Source organism: Rhodanobacter sp. DHB23 (assembly GCF_014842975.1).
In the GTDB taxonomy this organism is placed as follows: domain Bacteria; phylum Pseudomonadota; class Gammaproteobacteria; order Xanthomonadales; family Rhodanobacteraceae; genus Rhodanobacter_A.
Genome location: NZ_JACYXK010000021.1, coordinates 1 through 14,879, shown reverse-complemented (window position 1 = coordinate 14,879; position 14,879 = coordinate 1). Strand labels below are relative to the sequence as shown.

Sequence of the window (14,879 nt, the reverse complement as noted above, 5' to 3'; positions counted from 1 at the left end):
CTTGCGGAGGGGACGCAGCTTTTCTCCCTTCCGTTGGCGAGAAGGGTGCAGCTTTTCTCCCTCTCCCTTCCAGGGAGCGGGCCGGGGTGAGGGACGCATCCTGCGATGCCTCTCCCACGAAGCGGACAGGCGCTTCGATGGTTTTCCCCACGAGCCCCGACCCCTCTCCTCAATCCTCTCCCCGGAGGGGAGAGGAAGCGAACGCGGGCCGGCCTTTTCTCCCTCTCCCCTCCGGGGAGAGGGGCGGGGAGAGGGGCCAATCTTGCGAAGCCCTTTCCACGAAGCGGACAAGCGCTTCGATGGTGTTCCCCGCCAGCCCCGACCCCTCTCCTCAATCCTCTCCCCGGTGGGGAGAGGAGGCGAACGCGGGCGCCGCGCGCCGGCTTTTATCGTTGAACAGCGATCATGCGCACGCGCTTGATCGCTGTTGGGGAACGCATGCCCGCCTGGGTGGCGGAAGGCTTCGCCGAATATCGCAAGCGCCTCTCGCACGAGCTGCCGCTTGAGCTGGTCGAACTGAAGCCCGGCACACGCGGCAAGGGCCGCGACGATGCGAAGGCGATACTGGACGAAGGCGACGCGATCCTCGCCGCGCTGCCGCGTGATTGCCACGTCGTCGCACTGGACGGCCGCGGCAAGACCTGGTCCAGCGAAGACCTGGCCGCGCAACTCACGGCGTGGCGCATGGCCGGGCGCGACCTGGCCTTCCTGATCGGCGGCCCCGACGGCCACGCCCCCGCGGTGCTGGCGCGCGCCGACCAGCGCTGGTCGCTGGGTCCGCTGACCCTGCCGCACATGCTGGTGCGGCTGGTACTGGCCGAACAGTTGTACCGCGCCACGACCATCGTGGCGGGGCACCCCTATCATCGGGCCTAGTCCGCCCATGTCGCTGCCGCTGCTCGGCTGGCTGTTTGCGCTCGGAGTGGTGGCGCACAACGCGGAGGAAGCGTGGCTGCTGCCGTCATGGCCAGGACGCCCGAGGTTCCGTTGGGCGGCCGTGGACGCAGGTCCGTTCCGGTTTGCCGCCGCGGTCTTGTCGCTTGCTGCGCTGCTCGCCGCGTGGCTCGCCGGCGTTGGCGGAGCGCACAGCGTTGGCGCGTATCTCATCGCGGGCTATGCCGCGGCCATGGTCCTGAATGTTTTCCTGCCGCATCTCGCCGCGACGGTGGCATTGCGTGCGTATGCGCCCGGCACGGCCACGGCCTTGTTGTTCAACCTGCCGTTGGGCGGCTGGCTCGTGTATCGGTCGCTTGCCGAACATCGGGTCGAGCCATCCGTGTTCGCCGTATCCGGTCCGTTGACGGTATTGGGCATCGCCGTCTTCGGCGCGTCGCTGCTTTGGCTGGGCCAGCGGTGGGTGGCCGCGCCGGGCGGGCGTTCCTCCCGGAGCGGCATGCGCTAGGCTCAGTCGTCGTCTTCACTGCGAAACCGCCATGACCCTCTTTGTCCGCCCGGCTGCCCTCCACGACCTCGATGCGCTGGTGCCACTGTTCGACGGCTATCGCCAGTTCTACGGCAAGCCGTCCGACGAACATGGTGCGCGCGAATTCCTCACCGCGCGCCTGCGCCTGAACGAATCGCAGATCCTGCTGGCGCGCGACGGGCATGGCACCGCGCTGGGCTTCACCCAGCTGTATCCGCTGTTTTCCTCGGTGCGCATGGTGCGTACCTGGCTGCTCAACGACCTGTTCGTGGCCGCGCACGCGCGGCGGCAGGGCGTGGCGAAGGCCCTGCTCGAAGCGGCGGCGACGCATGCGAAGAAGCTGGGCGCGGCCAGCCTGTCGCTCTCCACTGCGCACGACAACCTGCCGGCGCAGGCGCTGTACGAGTCGCTGGGCTGGCAGCGCGACCTGCAGTTCCGCGAATACGGGTTGACCCTGTAGGGTTGCCTGCTGGACATGCAAACGTGCGTTGCACGGCACGGGCATTAACGGGTCACGTCAATGTTGCCAAGGACCAACGGATGAATGGCAGGATTTTTCTCGCGGTGCTGGCGTGCTGCCTGCTCGCGGCGTGCGGGCCGTCCGATGACGCGCTGGCCGTACTGGGTGGCCGCGGCGAAATCCAGCAGGACGCGCCGGTGAAGGCATCGTCCGGCATCGTCATCGATGCGCCGCCCGGGCGGGTCTGGAACATCCTGGTTGATGCGGCTAACTGGCCGCGGTGGTTGCAGGGCGTAAGTCACGTGACCGTTGGCGGCGCCCTGGGCAACGGCATCCCGTTCGAGTGGAATGCCGGAGGCACGACGATACGTTCCCGTGTCGTCCTGTTCGTTCCGGACCGGACCGTGGCATGGACGGGCAAGGCATCGCTTGCCAGGGCCGTCCACGTGCTGAGGTTGTCCGCGCCCGATCCCGGCCATACGCGGGTGGAAAGCATGGAATCCATGGATGGCCCGCTGCTTTCGTGGTTCTATTCGTCGTCGGACCTCCAGGCCAGCGAAGACCAGATGCTGAAGAACCTCAAGGCAGCCGCAGAGGCGCCGCTCCCGCTGCAAGGCGCACGATGAGGAGGTCCCTGCTCCATCTCGCCTCGCAGTCGCCGCGCCGCCGCGAATTGCTGGCGCAGCTCGGCGTCGATTTCCGCGTGGTCGACGTGGACGTGCCCGAGCTGCGCGCCGCGCAGGAGTCGCCGCGCGAGTACGTGAACCGCGTCGCCCGCGACAAGGCGCGCGCCGGGCTGGCCGCGCTCGCGGGCGTGTCCGATGCCGTGGTGCTTGGCGCGGATACCGAGGTGGTGCTGGACGACGAAGTGTTCGGCAAGCCGCGCGACGCGCAGGATGCGGCGGCGATGCTGCGCCGCCTTTCCGGCCGCACGCACGCGGTGGTCTCCGCCGTGTGGCTGGTCGATGCGCACGGCGAACGCAGTGCCTGCTGCGTGTCGCGCGTGCGTTTCGCGAAACTGGACGATGCCGCCATCGCCGCCTATGTCGCCACCGGCGAATCCTTCGGCAAGGCCGGTGCCTATGCCATCCAGGGGCGTGGCGCGACCCTGGTGGAGCACCTGGAGGGAAGCTACTCGGGCGTGATGGGCCTGCCGCTGTTCGAGACCGCGCAGTTGCTGCGCGCGGCGGCGATCTACCCCGGATGATGCAGCGACGCGAACAGCACGGCCATCGCCAGCAGGTTGTTGCAGCCGTGGGCGATCACCGAGGGCCATAGCGAACCCGAGCGCAGCCGCAGCCACGCCAGCGCCACGCCCAGCAGCGCGAGGTTGGGCAGCGCGTACCACAGCCAGTGCAGGTCGGGCAGGTGCACCAGCGCGAACAGCACGCCGCTGGCCAGCGCCGCCCAGCCGGCGCGCATGCGGCGCAGCAGGGCGGAGAGCAGCACGCCGCGGAACAGCAGTTCCTCCACCAGCGGGCCGACGCTGGCCACCACCAGTGTCAGCACGAAACGGAAGCCGAGGCCGGCCTCGCCGCCCAGTTGCTTCACGTCCTGCGGCACGTCGGCGCCATGCGCGAGCAGCTCGGTGAGCTTGCCGCCGATCCATGGCATGGTCAGACCCACCGCCACGGCAAGGGCGCACCAGGCCGCCGCGGGCACGGTGAAGCCGAACCCCGGCGGCTGCGCCTGCGACCACAGTGGTGGCCAGAAGCGCCGCACCAGCCACAGCGTGACGGCGGCGTCACCCAGCAGCACGATCGTCACCAGCACGCTCCTGACGTCCGCGCCGGTCATCGCGGCCTGTACGATGCCCGGCGCGGCATCGTGGTGAAGCATGCCCACGACGACGCCCAGCAACAGGCCCGCCAGCATGCCGATGGCCACCTGCAGCACGAAATACAGCACGATCATGCCCAGCGCGTTGCCGATGTCGGGCAGGCGCAGCGGGAGGGAGGGCGGCAGGCTGTGGCGCGGTGCATCCATCGGACGGGGAAATCCTCGCGCCTGGTGGACGAAACGCCGGAACGCGCGGCGCCGCGTCCCGTGCGGCCATCTTGGCCGCTGCGCGCGGGGATTGGCAATGCGCCGTCCGGCACGGGGCCGCTTGTTATAGTGGCCTGCCTTCCCCGCCATGACGGCCCCGGCGCTACCCATGTTCGAATTCGACTGGCTGATCGATCCCGCCGCCTGGGCCGGCCTCCTCACCCTGGTGGTGCTGGAGATCGTGCTGGGCATCGACAACCTCGTGTTCGTCGCGATCCTCTCCGACAAGCTGCCGCCGCAACGGCGCGACCGTGCGCGGCTGCTCGGCCTCGGCGTTGCGCTGGTGCTGCGGCTCGCCCTGCTGGCGGCGATGTCGTGGCTGGTGCAGCTCACCGCGCCCATCGTCGAATGGCACGGCCTCGCGCTCTCGTGGCGCGACATCATCCTGCTCGCGGGCGGCGGCTTCCTGCTGTTCAAGGCCACGCTGGAGCTGCACGAGCGGCTGGAAGGCGGCGACGGGCACGCTGCGGAAAACCGCGCGCAGGCGCGCTTCTGGCCGGTGGTGGTGCAGATCGTGGCGCTGGACCTGGTGTTCTCGCTGGATTCGGTGATCACCGCGGTGGGCATGGCCAACCACCTCTCGGTGATGATGATCGCCGTGGTGGTCGCGGTGCTGCTGATGATCCTGGCCAGCAAGCCGCTGACCGCGTTCATCAACGCGCGGCCCACGGTGGTGATCCTGTGCCTGTCCTTCCTGTTGATGATCGGCTTCAGCCTGATTGCGGAAGGCCTGGGCTTCCACATCCCGAAGGGTTACCTGTACGCCGCGATCGGCTTCTCCATCGTGATCGAGGCGTTCAACCAGACCATGCGCCGCAACCGCCGGCGCAGCCTGCTGGCCAGCGCGCGCACCTTGCGCGAGCGCACGGCGCAGGCGGTACTGCGCCTGCTGGGCAGCGGCAGCGCGGAGGAAGAGGCGGCACCGGACGCGGGCGTCGGCAGCGGCAGCGCAGTGTTCGGCAAGGACGAGCTGGCGATGGTGCAGGGCGTGCTCGACCTGGCGCACCGTCCGGTGCGCTCCATCATGACGCCGCGCCCGGAGATCAGCTGGATCGACCCGCGCGAGGACGCCGCCAAGCTGCGTGCCGAAGTCACCGGCTGCGGCCACCACTGGGTGCCGGTGGCGGGCGACGACCTCGACCAGCTGGTCGGCGTGGCCACCTCGCACGACCTGCTGGCCAGCCTGCTGGAGCATGGGCGCATCGACGTGGAGCGCGTGGTGCGCAAGCCGATGACCGTACCGGAGTCGCTGAGCGTGCTGCGGCTGATCGAGGAATTCCGGCGCTCGCCGCTGCAGGTGGCGCTGGTGGTGGACGAGTACGGCAGCGTGCTCGGGCTGGTCACGCCGGCCGACGTGCTGGCGAGCATCGCCGGCGAGTTCTCCGAGGCTGGCGATGGCGATCCGGCGGCGGTGCGCGAGAGCGATGGCGTCTGGCTGCTCGACGCCAGCCTGGACCTGCGCCGGGTGGAGCAACTGCTTGGCCATCGCGTGGGCAGTGATGATGATTTCGCCAGCCTCGCCGGTTATGCGCTGAAGCAGCTTGGTCGCTTGCCGGCGGTGGGGGAGTGGTTCACCAGCGAGGGGTTGCGGTTCGAGGTGGTGGCGATGGAGGGGGCGCGCATCGAGCGCCTGCGTGTTGCGACTGTCTAGTACTGGGGACCACCGCCATCTCCCCTCTCCCGCTTGCGGGAGAGGGGTTGGGGGAGAGGGGCTTTTGCTCGTGCTGGGTTGTCGCAAGCGACAAAGCGGTTTCGTGCGCCTGTCGGCGCCCGAGTTACTTTTCTCTTGCGTGGCCAAGAGAAAAGTAACCAAAAGAGAAGGCCACCCCGATGCGGCGCTCTCCGGGCATCCTGCCCTCCGAGTCCGTGAGGCGTGGCCGGGCTTTTCGGCCGGGCTCCTGCCCGGTCGAAAAGGCGAGTCCATCCATGGACTCGCCCGCTGCGCGGCCTTTTCGTCCACGCCTCACCGCCACATAGGGGCCCCGGAAGAGCAGCGCGCTCCCGGCGCGCAGAAGCCACAACAAGAGCAACAGCAGGAGCGGCGGTGCCGCTCCTCGGCGGGTTTCAACCAGCCAGCAGGGCGCGGCCCACGCCGATCAGGGCCATCACCAGCGTTGCCGCCCAGCCCAGCATGCCCAGCATGAAGCCGCCGCCGCGGCGCGAGGCGTCCTGCAGGTAGGCCAGCGCGTACCACGCGCGGCCCACGACCCATACCAGCCCGGCCACGCCGGCCCAGCCGCCGTAGCCGTATTGCACGGCCACCCACAGCGTGGGCAGGAATAGCAGCACGGCTTCCAGCGTGTTCATCTGCACGCGGTAGGCACGTTCGAAATCGGGGTGGCCGCTGGTGGCCGGTGCCTTGATGCCGTATTTGCCGCGGGCGTGGCCCACCGCGAACAGGGTGCCGAACTGCAGCAGCACGGCGAGCAGGACGACCAGGGCGGGCAGGTGCTGGAGCATGGTGCTTCTCGTCGGGAAAGGTGCGCCACTGTAGCGGTTTGGCGCGGCGGCGCGCGAGGCGCTATCGTCGTTGCAGGCACCGGCACGGGAGGGGTGGCATGGACTGGCAGAAGGGCGAGAACAGCGACAACGTCGAGGAAGGCAGCGGCGGCGGTGGCGGCGGTTTCCAGCCGGGCGGGGTGCACCTGGGCCTGGGTGGCCTGCTGATCCTCCTGGTGCTCAGCCTGATCTTCAAGCGCGACCTGATCACGCCGTTCCTGGGCGGCGGCGAGGGCGGCGTGCAGCAGACCAGCGGGCAGGCGCAGCCCACGCAGGCGGTCAGTTGCCAGAATCCCGGCAACGAGCAGATTGCGTTCGCCTGCCACATCATGGGTTCCACCGAGAAGACCTGGGGCGACTACTTCGCCGCGATGGGCAAGAGCTACACCGATCCCAGGCTGCACCTGTTCCAGGGCCAGGTGGCGACGGCGTGCGGCGCCGCCTCCACCGCGGTGGGGCCGTTCTATTGCCCCGGCGACCGCAAGGTCTACCTCGACCTCGGCTTCTTCCAGGAACTGCAGGACCGTTTCCACGCTTCCGGCGATTTCGCGCGCGCCTACGTGATCGCACACGAGGTCGGCCACCACGTGCAGAACCTGCTCGGCGTGTTCGACAAGGTGCAGCAGCTGCAGCAGCAGGGCTATCCGATGGACGGCGCCGACGGCCTCTCGGTACGGCAGGAGCTACAGGCCGACTGCTTCGCCGGCGTGTGGGCCAACCGCACGCAGCAGCGGCTGGACTGGCTGCAGCCGGGCGACGTGGAGTCCGCGCTCAACGCGGCCAGTGCGGTGGGCGACGACACCCTGCAGAAGGAAACCCAGGGCCGCGTGATGCCCGACACCTTCACCCATGGCACCTCGGCGCAGCGCGTGAAGTGGTTCAAGGCCGGCATGCAAAGCGGCGACATCAACAGCTGCAACACCTTCGCGGGCGAGCCGTGAGCGGCTTCGTGCCCGTCATTCCTGCGTAGGCAATCCCCGCGTAGGCATGCTGCTGTCCGGAATGCTTGGCAAGCGATCTTCTCCCCTCTCCCTCCGGGAGAAGGGCTGGGGGTGAGGGTTCGGGCTTGCGTCAACATGCCGGTCCGCCCGAACCGTCGCCCGCCTGGATTCGCGCTTTCCATGGCGCTCACCCCTGACGGGGCCAGCTTCGCTGTTCCGCAGGCGCATCAACGCCTGCAGGTCGGCCCCCTCTTCCGAAGACGTGATTAGCGTCGAGTCTCAGCTGTGAGCCGATTTGCTCCTCCCCCTGCGTGCAGGGGGAGGTTGGGAGGGGGTGAAACCTGGCGAAAGACTCTCATGGACTGCTTTCGCAAGCGCTTGCCCCCACCCCAGCCCTCCCCTGCGCGCAGGGGAGGGGGATAGAACATGGCAAGACTGAGACTCGACGCCAAGTCAGGTCCCGAAGGGCGGGGGACTCACCGGTGCAGGTTCACGCGCATTCAAGCCGCCAGGCTTCGTTTGCGACTCACGCCGATACGTCGCAGAGCTTCGCCAGCAACTGCTGCTGGGCGTCGCGCAGCGCTTCGCCGGCAGCGCGCGCCGCGGGGCGGTAGCTGCCATCGGCCTGCAGCTCGGCGGCGCCGCTGTTGTCGTCGAGGTAGAGCTGCAGTGCGGCGTGGATGCGTTGCTGCAGCTTGCGGCCCTCGATGGGGAAGGCGCATTCCACGCGACGGTCCAGGTTGCGTTCCATCAGGTCGGCACTGGAGAGGTAGAGCACCGGCTCGCCGGCGTTGGCGAACCAGTAGGCGCGGCTGTGTTCCAGGAAGCGGCCGATCACCGAGCGCACGCGGATGTGTTCCGACACGCCGGGCACGCCCGGCCGCAGGCAGCACATGCCACGCACGATCAGGTCGATGCGCACGCCGGCGATGCTGGCCTTGTACAGCGCGCGGATCACCTTGGGCTCGGTCAGCGCGTTGACCTTGATGATGATCTGCGCCGGCTTGCCCGCCGTGGCATGTTCGGTCTCGCGCGCGATCAGCTCCAGCAGGGTCTTCTTCAGCGTGAACGGCGCCTGCAGCAGCTTCTTCATGCGCAGCGCCTTGCCCATGCCGGTGAGCTGGCTGAAGAGTTTGTGCACGTCCTCGCACAGCGCTTGGTCGGAAGTGAGCAGGCTGTAGTCGGTGTACAGCCGCGCGTTGCCGGTGTGGTAGTTGCCGGTGCCCATGTGCGCGTAGCGCACCAGCTCGCTGCCTTCGCGGCGCTGGATCAGCATCAGCTTGGCGTGCGTCTTGATGCCCACCACGCCGTAGATCACCATCGCGCCGGCCTGCTGCAGGCGCGAGGCGAGCGAGAGGTTGGACTCCTCGTCGAAGCGCGCGCGCAGCTCCACCACCGCGGTCACTTCCTTGCCCGCGCGCGCCGCGTCGACCAGCGCGTCGACGATCTCGGAGTCCGCGCCGGTGCGGTACAGCGTCTGCTTGATCGCCAGCACCTGCGGATCCTTAGCGGCCTGGCGCAGCAGGTCGATCACCGGCGTGAACGACTCGTACGGATGCAGCAGCAGCACGTCGTGCCGCGCGATCACCGAGAACAGGTCGTCGGCATGCTTCAGCAGCTTGGGCAACGCGGGCACGAAGGGCTTGTACTGCAGCGTGGGGTAATTCACCTTGCTGGCGATGCTGAACAGCCGCGCCAGGTTCACCGGGCCGTTCACCTCGTACAGTTCCGACTCGGCGAGGCCGAACTGCCTGAGCAGGTAGGCGGTCAGCTCCTTCGGGCAGTTGTCCGCGACTTCCAGCCGCACCGCATTGCCGAAGCGGCGCGAGTACAGCTCGCCGCGCAGCGCCAGCGCCAGGTCTTCCACGTCCTCGGGGTCGAGCGCGAGGTCGGCGTTGCGGGTGAGCCGGAACTGGTAGCAGCCCAGCACGTTCATGCCGGGGAACAGTTCCTCGGCGTGCGCGTGGATGATCGAGGACAGCAGCACGTAGCAGTCGTCGTGCCCGGCAATGTCGACGGGCATCTGGATCAGCCGCGGCAACACGCGCGGCGCCGGCACCACGGCGAGGCCGGAGTCGCGGCCGAACGCGTCCACGCCGTCCAGTTGCACGATGAAGTTGAGGCTCTTGTTGACCAGCAGCGGGAACGGATGGGTGGGATCCAGCCCGATCGGCGTCACCAGCGGTGCCACCTCCGCGCGGAAATAATGGCGCACCCACTGCCTCTGCTTCTGCGTCCACTCGTCGCGCCGCGCGATGCGGATGCCGTGGGTGGCCAGTTCCGGCAGGATGCGCTCGTTGAGGATCGCGTACTGCCGCTCGATCTGCTTGTGCGCGATCGTGCCGATCTCCGCCAGCACCTGCCGCGGCGCCATGCCGTCGGCGCCGGGCAGCTCGCGCTCCAGCGCGATCTGGCCCTTCAGCCCGGCCACGCGGATCTCGAAGAACTCGTCCATGTTGCGCGAGAAGATCAGCAGGAACTTCAGCCGTTCCAGCAGCGGCGTGCGTTCGTCCAGCGCCTGGTCGAGCACCCGCGTGTTGAAGGCGAGCAGCGACAGCTCGCGGTTGATGTACAGCCGGCGCTCGCCGAGGTCGGGCGCGACGGCGTCGCTCGCGTCATTGGCCGCCGGGGCGTCCGTGGTGACGGGCGTGGGCTTGCGGGGGGCGCGTGAACTCATCGGGTTGTATCCGTGGGGTGCATGCGGCGTACCATCCAGACCGGCATGGTAGTCCTTCGCGGCGCATGCGCTTTATGCGTGGGTGTGACGACTTTGACCAAGGTTCATGACCGGTGGATGACGTGCCGCCGCCTCCGGCAGGCGCACCCTGTGCGCGATCGCTTTTGCTCCGATCGGGCATCAGAGCGTTCGCGCAAAGGGTGCGCTCCTGCCGGCGATCAATGCGCGCGCGCCTGCATCGCCAGGTACCGGCTAGGGGGCGAGCCCAGCGCGCGGCGGAACGCGGCGCTGAAGGCGCTGGCGCTGGCGTAGCCGAGTTCGACGGCGACCGTGGTGACCGGTTCGCCGCGGGCCAGCCGGGTGAGTGCGGCGAGCAGGCAGGCCTGCTGGCGCCAGGCGGCGAAGCTCATGCCGGTCTGGCGGCGGAACAGGCGGGTGAAGTGGCGGCGGCTCATGCCGGCCTTGTGCGCCATCGCGTCCACGTCGATTTCCAGCGCGGGCGCGGCGAGCAGGGCGCGGCACAGCTTGCGCAGGCGCGGCTCGTCGGGCAGCGGGGTGTTCAGCGGCAGCGCGGGCATCGCGCGGATCTCGTCCAGCAGCAGGGCCATCACGCGGCCGTCGCGGCCGTCCAGCGCGTATTCCAGCGGCAGGTCCACCGCCTCCATCAGCAGGGCGTGCAGCAGGGGCGAGACCGCGATCACTTGGCAATGCGCGGGCAGGCCGGCGGCGTCGGCGGCCTCGCGCTGCACGTAGACGCTGCGCGTGGAAACGTCGCCGCTCATGTGCACCTCGTGCGGCACGCCCGGCGGTATCCACAGAGCGCGCTGCGGCGGCACCACCCAGCTGCCGCGGTCGGTCACCGCGCTGACCACGCCGGTGGCGGCGTACAGCAGCTGGCCGCGCCGGTGCGCGTGCGCGGGCAGCACGTAGCCGGCGGCGTAGTCGTTGCCGGTGGCGACGACGTCGCGCGGCGCGTTTTCGTAGGCATCGACGCGGGTGTGGCGCATGCAGAAGCTTTTCCGGCGGGAACCCTTCGGTTGCGGCCCTGCGGGCCTACGCCCAGGGGGACGTGGTTGAGGTAAACGCAGTTGCGGTATCTGTAACCCGATTGGCGACAAGCTCCACCAGCTTTTCCCTTCTCCCTCCGGGAGAAGGTGGCCCGCAGGGCCGGATGAGGGTTCGGGCAAGGCGGGGAATCTCACATCCACCGAATCCTGCGCGTCTTGTCACGCCCGAACCCTCACCCCAGTCCCACTTCCTCGCTCCTCAAGGCACGGCCATCCATGGCCGCTCCCCGCGTCCGGCGGGGGAGCGGCCTTCCGCAACCAGGCAATGTCGTCAATCAGGATCTGGAATCGACGTTCATCAGGAATCTTTTGTGTGGCCCGAATTCGACAGAATCTGACCCGACGGCGCATGCGGGCCGCACGACTGCCGATTATCGTGTACGCAGCGACGGATGCAATGCGCGCCGTTGCGATCTTTCCCCGAGATCACTGACGAGTTCCCCCATGCAGACCAGCGTCGATGCCGTTCCGTTGAATCCCGCCGTTCCGTCGCCGAAGCCGGTGGCCGCCGAGGAGCGCACCCAGTTCACCGTGCTGGGCGCGATCAGCTTCTCGCACCTGCTCAACGACATGATCCAGTCGCTGATCCTGGCGATCTATCCGCTGCTGAAGAGCGGCTTCCAACTCAGCTTCGCCCAGGTCGGCCTGATCACGCTGACCTACCAGGCCACCGCCTCGCTGCTGCAGCCGCTGGTGGGCATGGCGGCCGACCGCCGCTCGATGCCGTATTCGCTCGCCGCCGGCATGGGCTTCACCCTGTGCGGCCTGTTGCTGCTGGCCTATGCGCCGAACTTCCCGGTGCTGCTGTTCGCGGCGGCGCTGGTGGGCACCGGCTCGTCGATCTTCCACCCGGAATCCTCGCGCGTGGCGCGCATGGCGTCGGGCGGACGGCCGGGCCTGGCGCAGTCGGTGTTCGTGGTGGGCGGCAACTTCGGCGCGTCGCTGGGGCCGCTGCTGGCGGCGTGGATCATCGTGCCGCACGGGCGCGGCAGCGTGGCGTGGTTCGCGCTGGCGGCATTGCTCGCGATCGTGGTGCTGGTGCAGATAGGCCACTGGTACGCACGGCATGCGGGGCGGGTGAAGGCGCGTGCGCGCCGCGCGCCGGCGCGCGAGCTGTCGCGCGGCATGGTGCTGTTCTCGCTGTTCATCCTCACCGTGCTGATCTTCTCCAAGTATTTCTACATCGCCAGCATCAGCAGCTATTACACGTTCTACCTGATGCACACCTTCGGCGTGTCGGTGCAGGACGCGCAGGTGCACCTGTTCGTGTTCCTCGCGGCGGTGGCGGCGGGCGTGCTGATCGGCGGCCCGCTGGGCGACAAGGTGGGGCGCAAGTGGGTGATCCTCGGTTCCATCCTCGGCGTGGCGCCGTTCACGCTGATGCTGCCGCATGCCAACCTGTTCTGGACCAGCGTGCTCAGCGTGGTGATCGGGCTGGTGCTGGCGTCGGCGTTCACCACCATCATCGTGTTCGCGCAGGAGCTGGTGCCGGGGCGGCTGGGCATGATCTCCGGCGTGTTCTACGGCCTGGCCTTCGGCATGGGCGGCCTGGGCGCGGCGCTGCTGGGCAAGCTGGCCGACCTCGATGGCATCGGCTATGTCTACCAGCTGTGTGCATGGCTGCCGCTGATCGGCGTGTGCGCGATCCTGTTGCCGGATATCGAGAAGCCGGCGAAGCGGTGAAGCACCCCACCCCAACCCTCCCCTGCAAGCAGGGGAGGGAGGATGCCATCAGCGTCGCAGGTTGCTGCGCGCCAGTTCGATCAGCTCGTCGCCGCGGCCGTTCATCACCGTGCGCAGCGCCCACAGGCTGAAGCCCTTGATCTGTTCGAGCTGGATCTTCGGCGGCATCGACAGTTCCTGCCGGTTGGTGACCACGTCGACCAGGGCGGGGCCGTCGTGCGCGAAGGCTTCGCGCACCGCGTCTTCCAATTCGCCGGGATCTTCCACCCGCACGCCGTAAATGCCGGCGGCACGCGCCAGCGCGCCGAAGTCGGGGTTGTCCAGCGACACGCCGACGGGCAGGAAGCCGGCGGCCTTCATCTCCAGCTCCACGAAGCCCAGCGTGCCGTTGTTGAACACCACGATCTTCACCGGCAGCTTGTGCTGGATCAGGGTGAGCAGGTCGCCCATCAGCATCGCGAAGCCGCCGTCGCCGGAGAGACTGACGATCTGCCGCGCGGGGTAGGCGGTCTGCGCGCCGATCGCCTGCGGCATCGCATTGGCCATCGAGCCGTGCACGAAGGAGCCGAGCAGCCGGCGCCTGCCGTTCATGCGCAGGTAGCGCGCGGCCCAGATCGTGGGCGTGCCCACGTCGCAGGCGAACACCGCGTCCTCGCTGGCGAGCTGGTCCACCACCTTCGCCACGTATTGCGGGTGGATCGGCTTCTGGCCCGGCTTGCCGGTGGCGAGTTCGTCCAGGCCTTCGCGCGCCTTGCGGTAGTTGGCGAGGCTGGCCTTGAGGTGGTCATCGTTGCGCGCGGGCTTGAGGCGCGGCAGCAAGGCCTGCAGTGTGGCGCCCACGTCGCCGACCAGGCCGAGGTCGAGCTTGCAGCGGCGGCCCAGGTTCTCGCCGCGCAGGTCGATCTGGCAGATCTTCGCGTCGCTCGGGAAGAACTGCCGGTACGGGAAGTCGGTGCCGAGCAGCAGCAGGGTGTCGCAGTCCATCATCGCCTGGTAGCCGGAGCTGAAGCCGATCAGGCCGGTCATGCCGACGTCGTTGGGGTTGTTCCACTCGATGTGTTCCTTGCCGCCCAGCGCGTGCACCACCGGCGCCTTCAGCGTATCCGCCAGGTCCATCACCGCCTCGTGCGCGCCGGCGCAGCCGCGCCCGCAGAACAGGGTGACCTTGCGGCCGCCGGCCAGCAGTCCGGCCAGCTTGTCGAGCTGCTCGGGCGAGGGCACCACCACGGGAGCGTCGGGCAGCAGGCTGGCGGCGTCGGCGACCGGGCCGGAGGCCTCGGCCAGCGCGACATCGCCGGGGATCACCAGCACGGACACGCCGCGCTGCGCGACCGCGGTGCGCACCGCGATCTCGGCGGCGCGGTGGATCTGGCTGGGGCTGCTCACCAGTTCGCAGTAGTGGCTGCATTCCCGGAACAGGTTCTGCGGATGGGTCTCCTGGAAATAGCCGCTGCCGATTTCCACCGAGGGAATGTGCGCGGCGATCGCCAGCACCGGCGTGCGCGAACGCTGCGCGTCGTACAGGCCGTTGATCAGGTGCAGGTTGCCGGGGCCGCAGGAGCCGGCGCACACCGCCAGCTGGCCGGTGAGCTGCGATTCGGCACCAGCGGCGAACGCGGCGGCTTCCTCGTGCCGGTAGTGGAACCAGCGCATCTCCGGACGCTGGCGCAGCGACTCGGTGATGCCGTTGAGGCTGTCGCCCACCACGCCGTGGATGCGGCGCACGCCGGCGTTGGCGAGGGTTTCGACCAGCACGTCGGCGACGTTGCGGATGGCCATAGGGCGCTCCTGGGGACGGGGAGCGACCATGCTGTCATGGGGGTTCTTCGGGTGGCGTGAAGGGTGGCTTGCACGGTGCGTGCTCTTGCCCTTCAGCTGCAGCGGGTCTTCGCTCCATCAACGAAGCCTGGCAACTTGAATTCGCGTAAACCCGCATGAGTGAATCCCTCTCCCTCCGGGACCTGATTAGCGTCGAATCTCAGCTGTTGAGCGGGAGATGTTCAACCATGGCGTCTCCACCGAGAGGAAGACGCCATGTCGATGAACCGGGTGCAGTTTCAGAAGGGCTATTCGCTGCCGGCTT

At 68.6% G+C, this 14,879-nt stretch carries 13 protein-coding genes; 8 read left to right on the top strand and 5 right to left on the bottom strand.

The genetic code is table 11. From position 1 onward, the window contains the following. The first annotated feature begins 405 nt into the window (after positions 1 to 405). The 5 genes from rlmH (at position 406) to IHE47_RS03875 (ending at position 3,090) form a co-directional block, all read left to right on the top strand. Positions 406 to 876 (top strand): 23S rRNA (pseudouridine(1915)-N(3))-methyltransferase RlmH, encoded by a 471-nt coding sequence (rlmH, locus tag IHE47_RS03895; RefSeq protein ID WP_192104461.1) that lies wholly within the window; start codon positions 406 to 408, stop codon positions 874 to 876. A 7-nt stretch (positions 877 to 883) separates the two neighbouring features. After that, the gene (locus tag IHE47_RS03890) at positions 884 to 1,402 is read left to right on the top strand and encodes an HXXEE domain-containing protein (RefSeq protein WP_192104459.1); all 519 of its coding nucleotides are present in this window, start codon (positions 884 to 886) and stop codon (positions 1,400 to 1,402) included. A gap of 31 nt (positions 1,403 to 1,433) precedes the next feature. Then, positions 1,434 to 1,883: a GNAT family N-acetyltransferase gene (locus IHE47_RS03885; RefSeq protein ID WP_192104457.1), complete on the top strand. Its 450-nt coding sequence runs from the start codon at positions 1,434 to 1,436 to the stop codon at positions 1,881 to 1,883. A gap of 80 nt (positions 1,884 to 1,963) precedes the next feature. Beyond that, entirely contained in the window at positions 1,964 to 2,509 is a 546-nt protein-coding gene (locus IHE47_RS03880) for an SRPBCC family protein (RefSeq protein WP_192104455.1), read from the top strand. Further along, on the top strand, positions 2,506 to 3,090 hold the full coding sequence (locus IHE47_RS03875) for a Maf family protein (RefSeq protein ID WP_225561608.1): 585 nt from the start codon (positions 2,506 to 2,508) through the stop codon (positions 3,088 to 3,090). Before IHE47_RS03880 ends, IHE47_RS03875 begins: the two co-directional genes overlap by 4 nt. Here the strand turns inward: IHE47_RS03875 and IHE47_RS03870 are convergent. Continuing rightward, positions 3,078 to 3,869, bottom strand: coding sequence for a CPBP family intramembrane glutamic endopeptidase (locus tag IHE47_RS03870; protein WP_192104453.1), 792 nt, complete (start codon positions 3,867 to 3,869; stop codon positions 3,078 to 3,080). The two genes, IHE47_RS03875 and IHE47_RS03870, sit on opposite strands and share 13 nt — an antisense overlap. Positions 3,870 to 4,038: 169 nt before the next feature. Here IHE47_RS03870 and IHE47_RS03865 point away from each other — a divergent pair, with 169 nt between their 5' ends. After that, positions 4,039 to 5,580: a TerC family protein gene (locus tag IHE47_RS03865; RefSeq protein ID WP_192104451.1), complete on the top strand. Its 1,542-nt coding sequence runs from the start codon at positions 4,039 to 4,041 to the stop codon at positions 5,578 to 5,580. A 413-nt stretch (positions 5,581 to 5,993) separates the two neighbouring features. On the opposite strand, the gene IHE47_RS03860 is transcribed toward IHE47_RS03865, so the two are convergent. After that, positions 5,994 to 6,389: an MAPEG family protein gene (locus IHE47_RS03860; RefSeq protein ID WP_192104449.1), complete on the bottom strand. Its 396-nt coding sequence runs from the start codon at positions 6,387 to 6,389 to the stop codon at positions 5,994 to 5,996. 98 nt (positions 6,390 to 6,487) lie between these two features. Here IHE47_RS03860 and IHE47_RS03855 point away from each other — a divergent pair, with 98 nt between their 5' ends. Continuing rightward, positions 6,488 to 7,369 carry a neutral zinc metallopeptidase gene (locus IHE47_RS03855; RefSeq protein ID WP_192104447.1) on the top strand — a complete coding sequence of 294 codons (882 nt, stop codon included), beginning with the start codon at positions 6,488 to 6,490 and terminating at the stop codon, positions 7,367 to 7,369. Between the two features lie 526 nt (positions 7,370 to 7,895). Here the strand turns inward: IHE47_RS03855 and ppk1 are convergent. Together ppk1 and IHE47_RS03845 are read right to left on the bottom strand one after the other, a co-directional pair. Next, positions 7,896 to 10,046: a polyphosphate kinase 1 gene (gene ppk1, locus IHE47_RS03850; protein ID WP_192104445.1), complete on the bottom strand. Its 2,151-nt coding sequence runs from the start codon at positions 10,044 to 10,046 to the stop codon at positions 7,896 to 7,898. A 218-nt stretch (positions 10,047 to 10,264) separates the two neighbouring features. Beyond that, positions 10,265 to 11,053, bottom strand: coding sequence for a helix-turn-helix transcriptional regulator (locus IHE47_RS03845; RefSeq protein ID WP_192104443.1), 789 nt, complete (start codon positions 11,051 to 11,053; stop codon positions 10,265 to 10,267). Between the two features lie 504 nt (positions 11,054 to 11,557). On the opposite strand from IHE47_RS03845, the gene IHE47_RS03840 reads away from it, so the two are divergent. Continuing rightward, positions 11,558 to 12,796, top strand: a complete 1,239-nt coding sequence (locus IHE47_RS03840) for an MFS transporter (RefSeq protein ID WP_192104441.1) — start codon at positions 11,558 to 11,560, stop codon at positions 12,794 to 12,796. A gap of 48 nt (positions 12,797 to 12,844) precedes the next feature. Here the strand turns inward: IHE47_RS03840 and poxB are convergent, their stop codons facing one another. Then, positions 12,845 to 14,575: a ubiquinone-dependent pyruvate dehydrogenase gene (gene poxB / locus IHE47_RS03835; RefSeq protein ID WP_192104439.1), complete on the bottom strand. Its 1,731-nt coding sequence runs from the start codon at positions 14,573 to 14,575 to the stop codon at positions 12,845 to 12,847. Between the last annotated feature and the right edge of the window lie 304 nt (positions 14,576 to 14,879).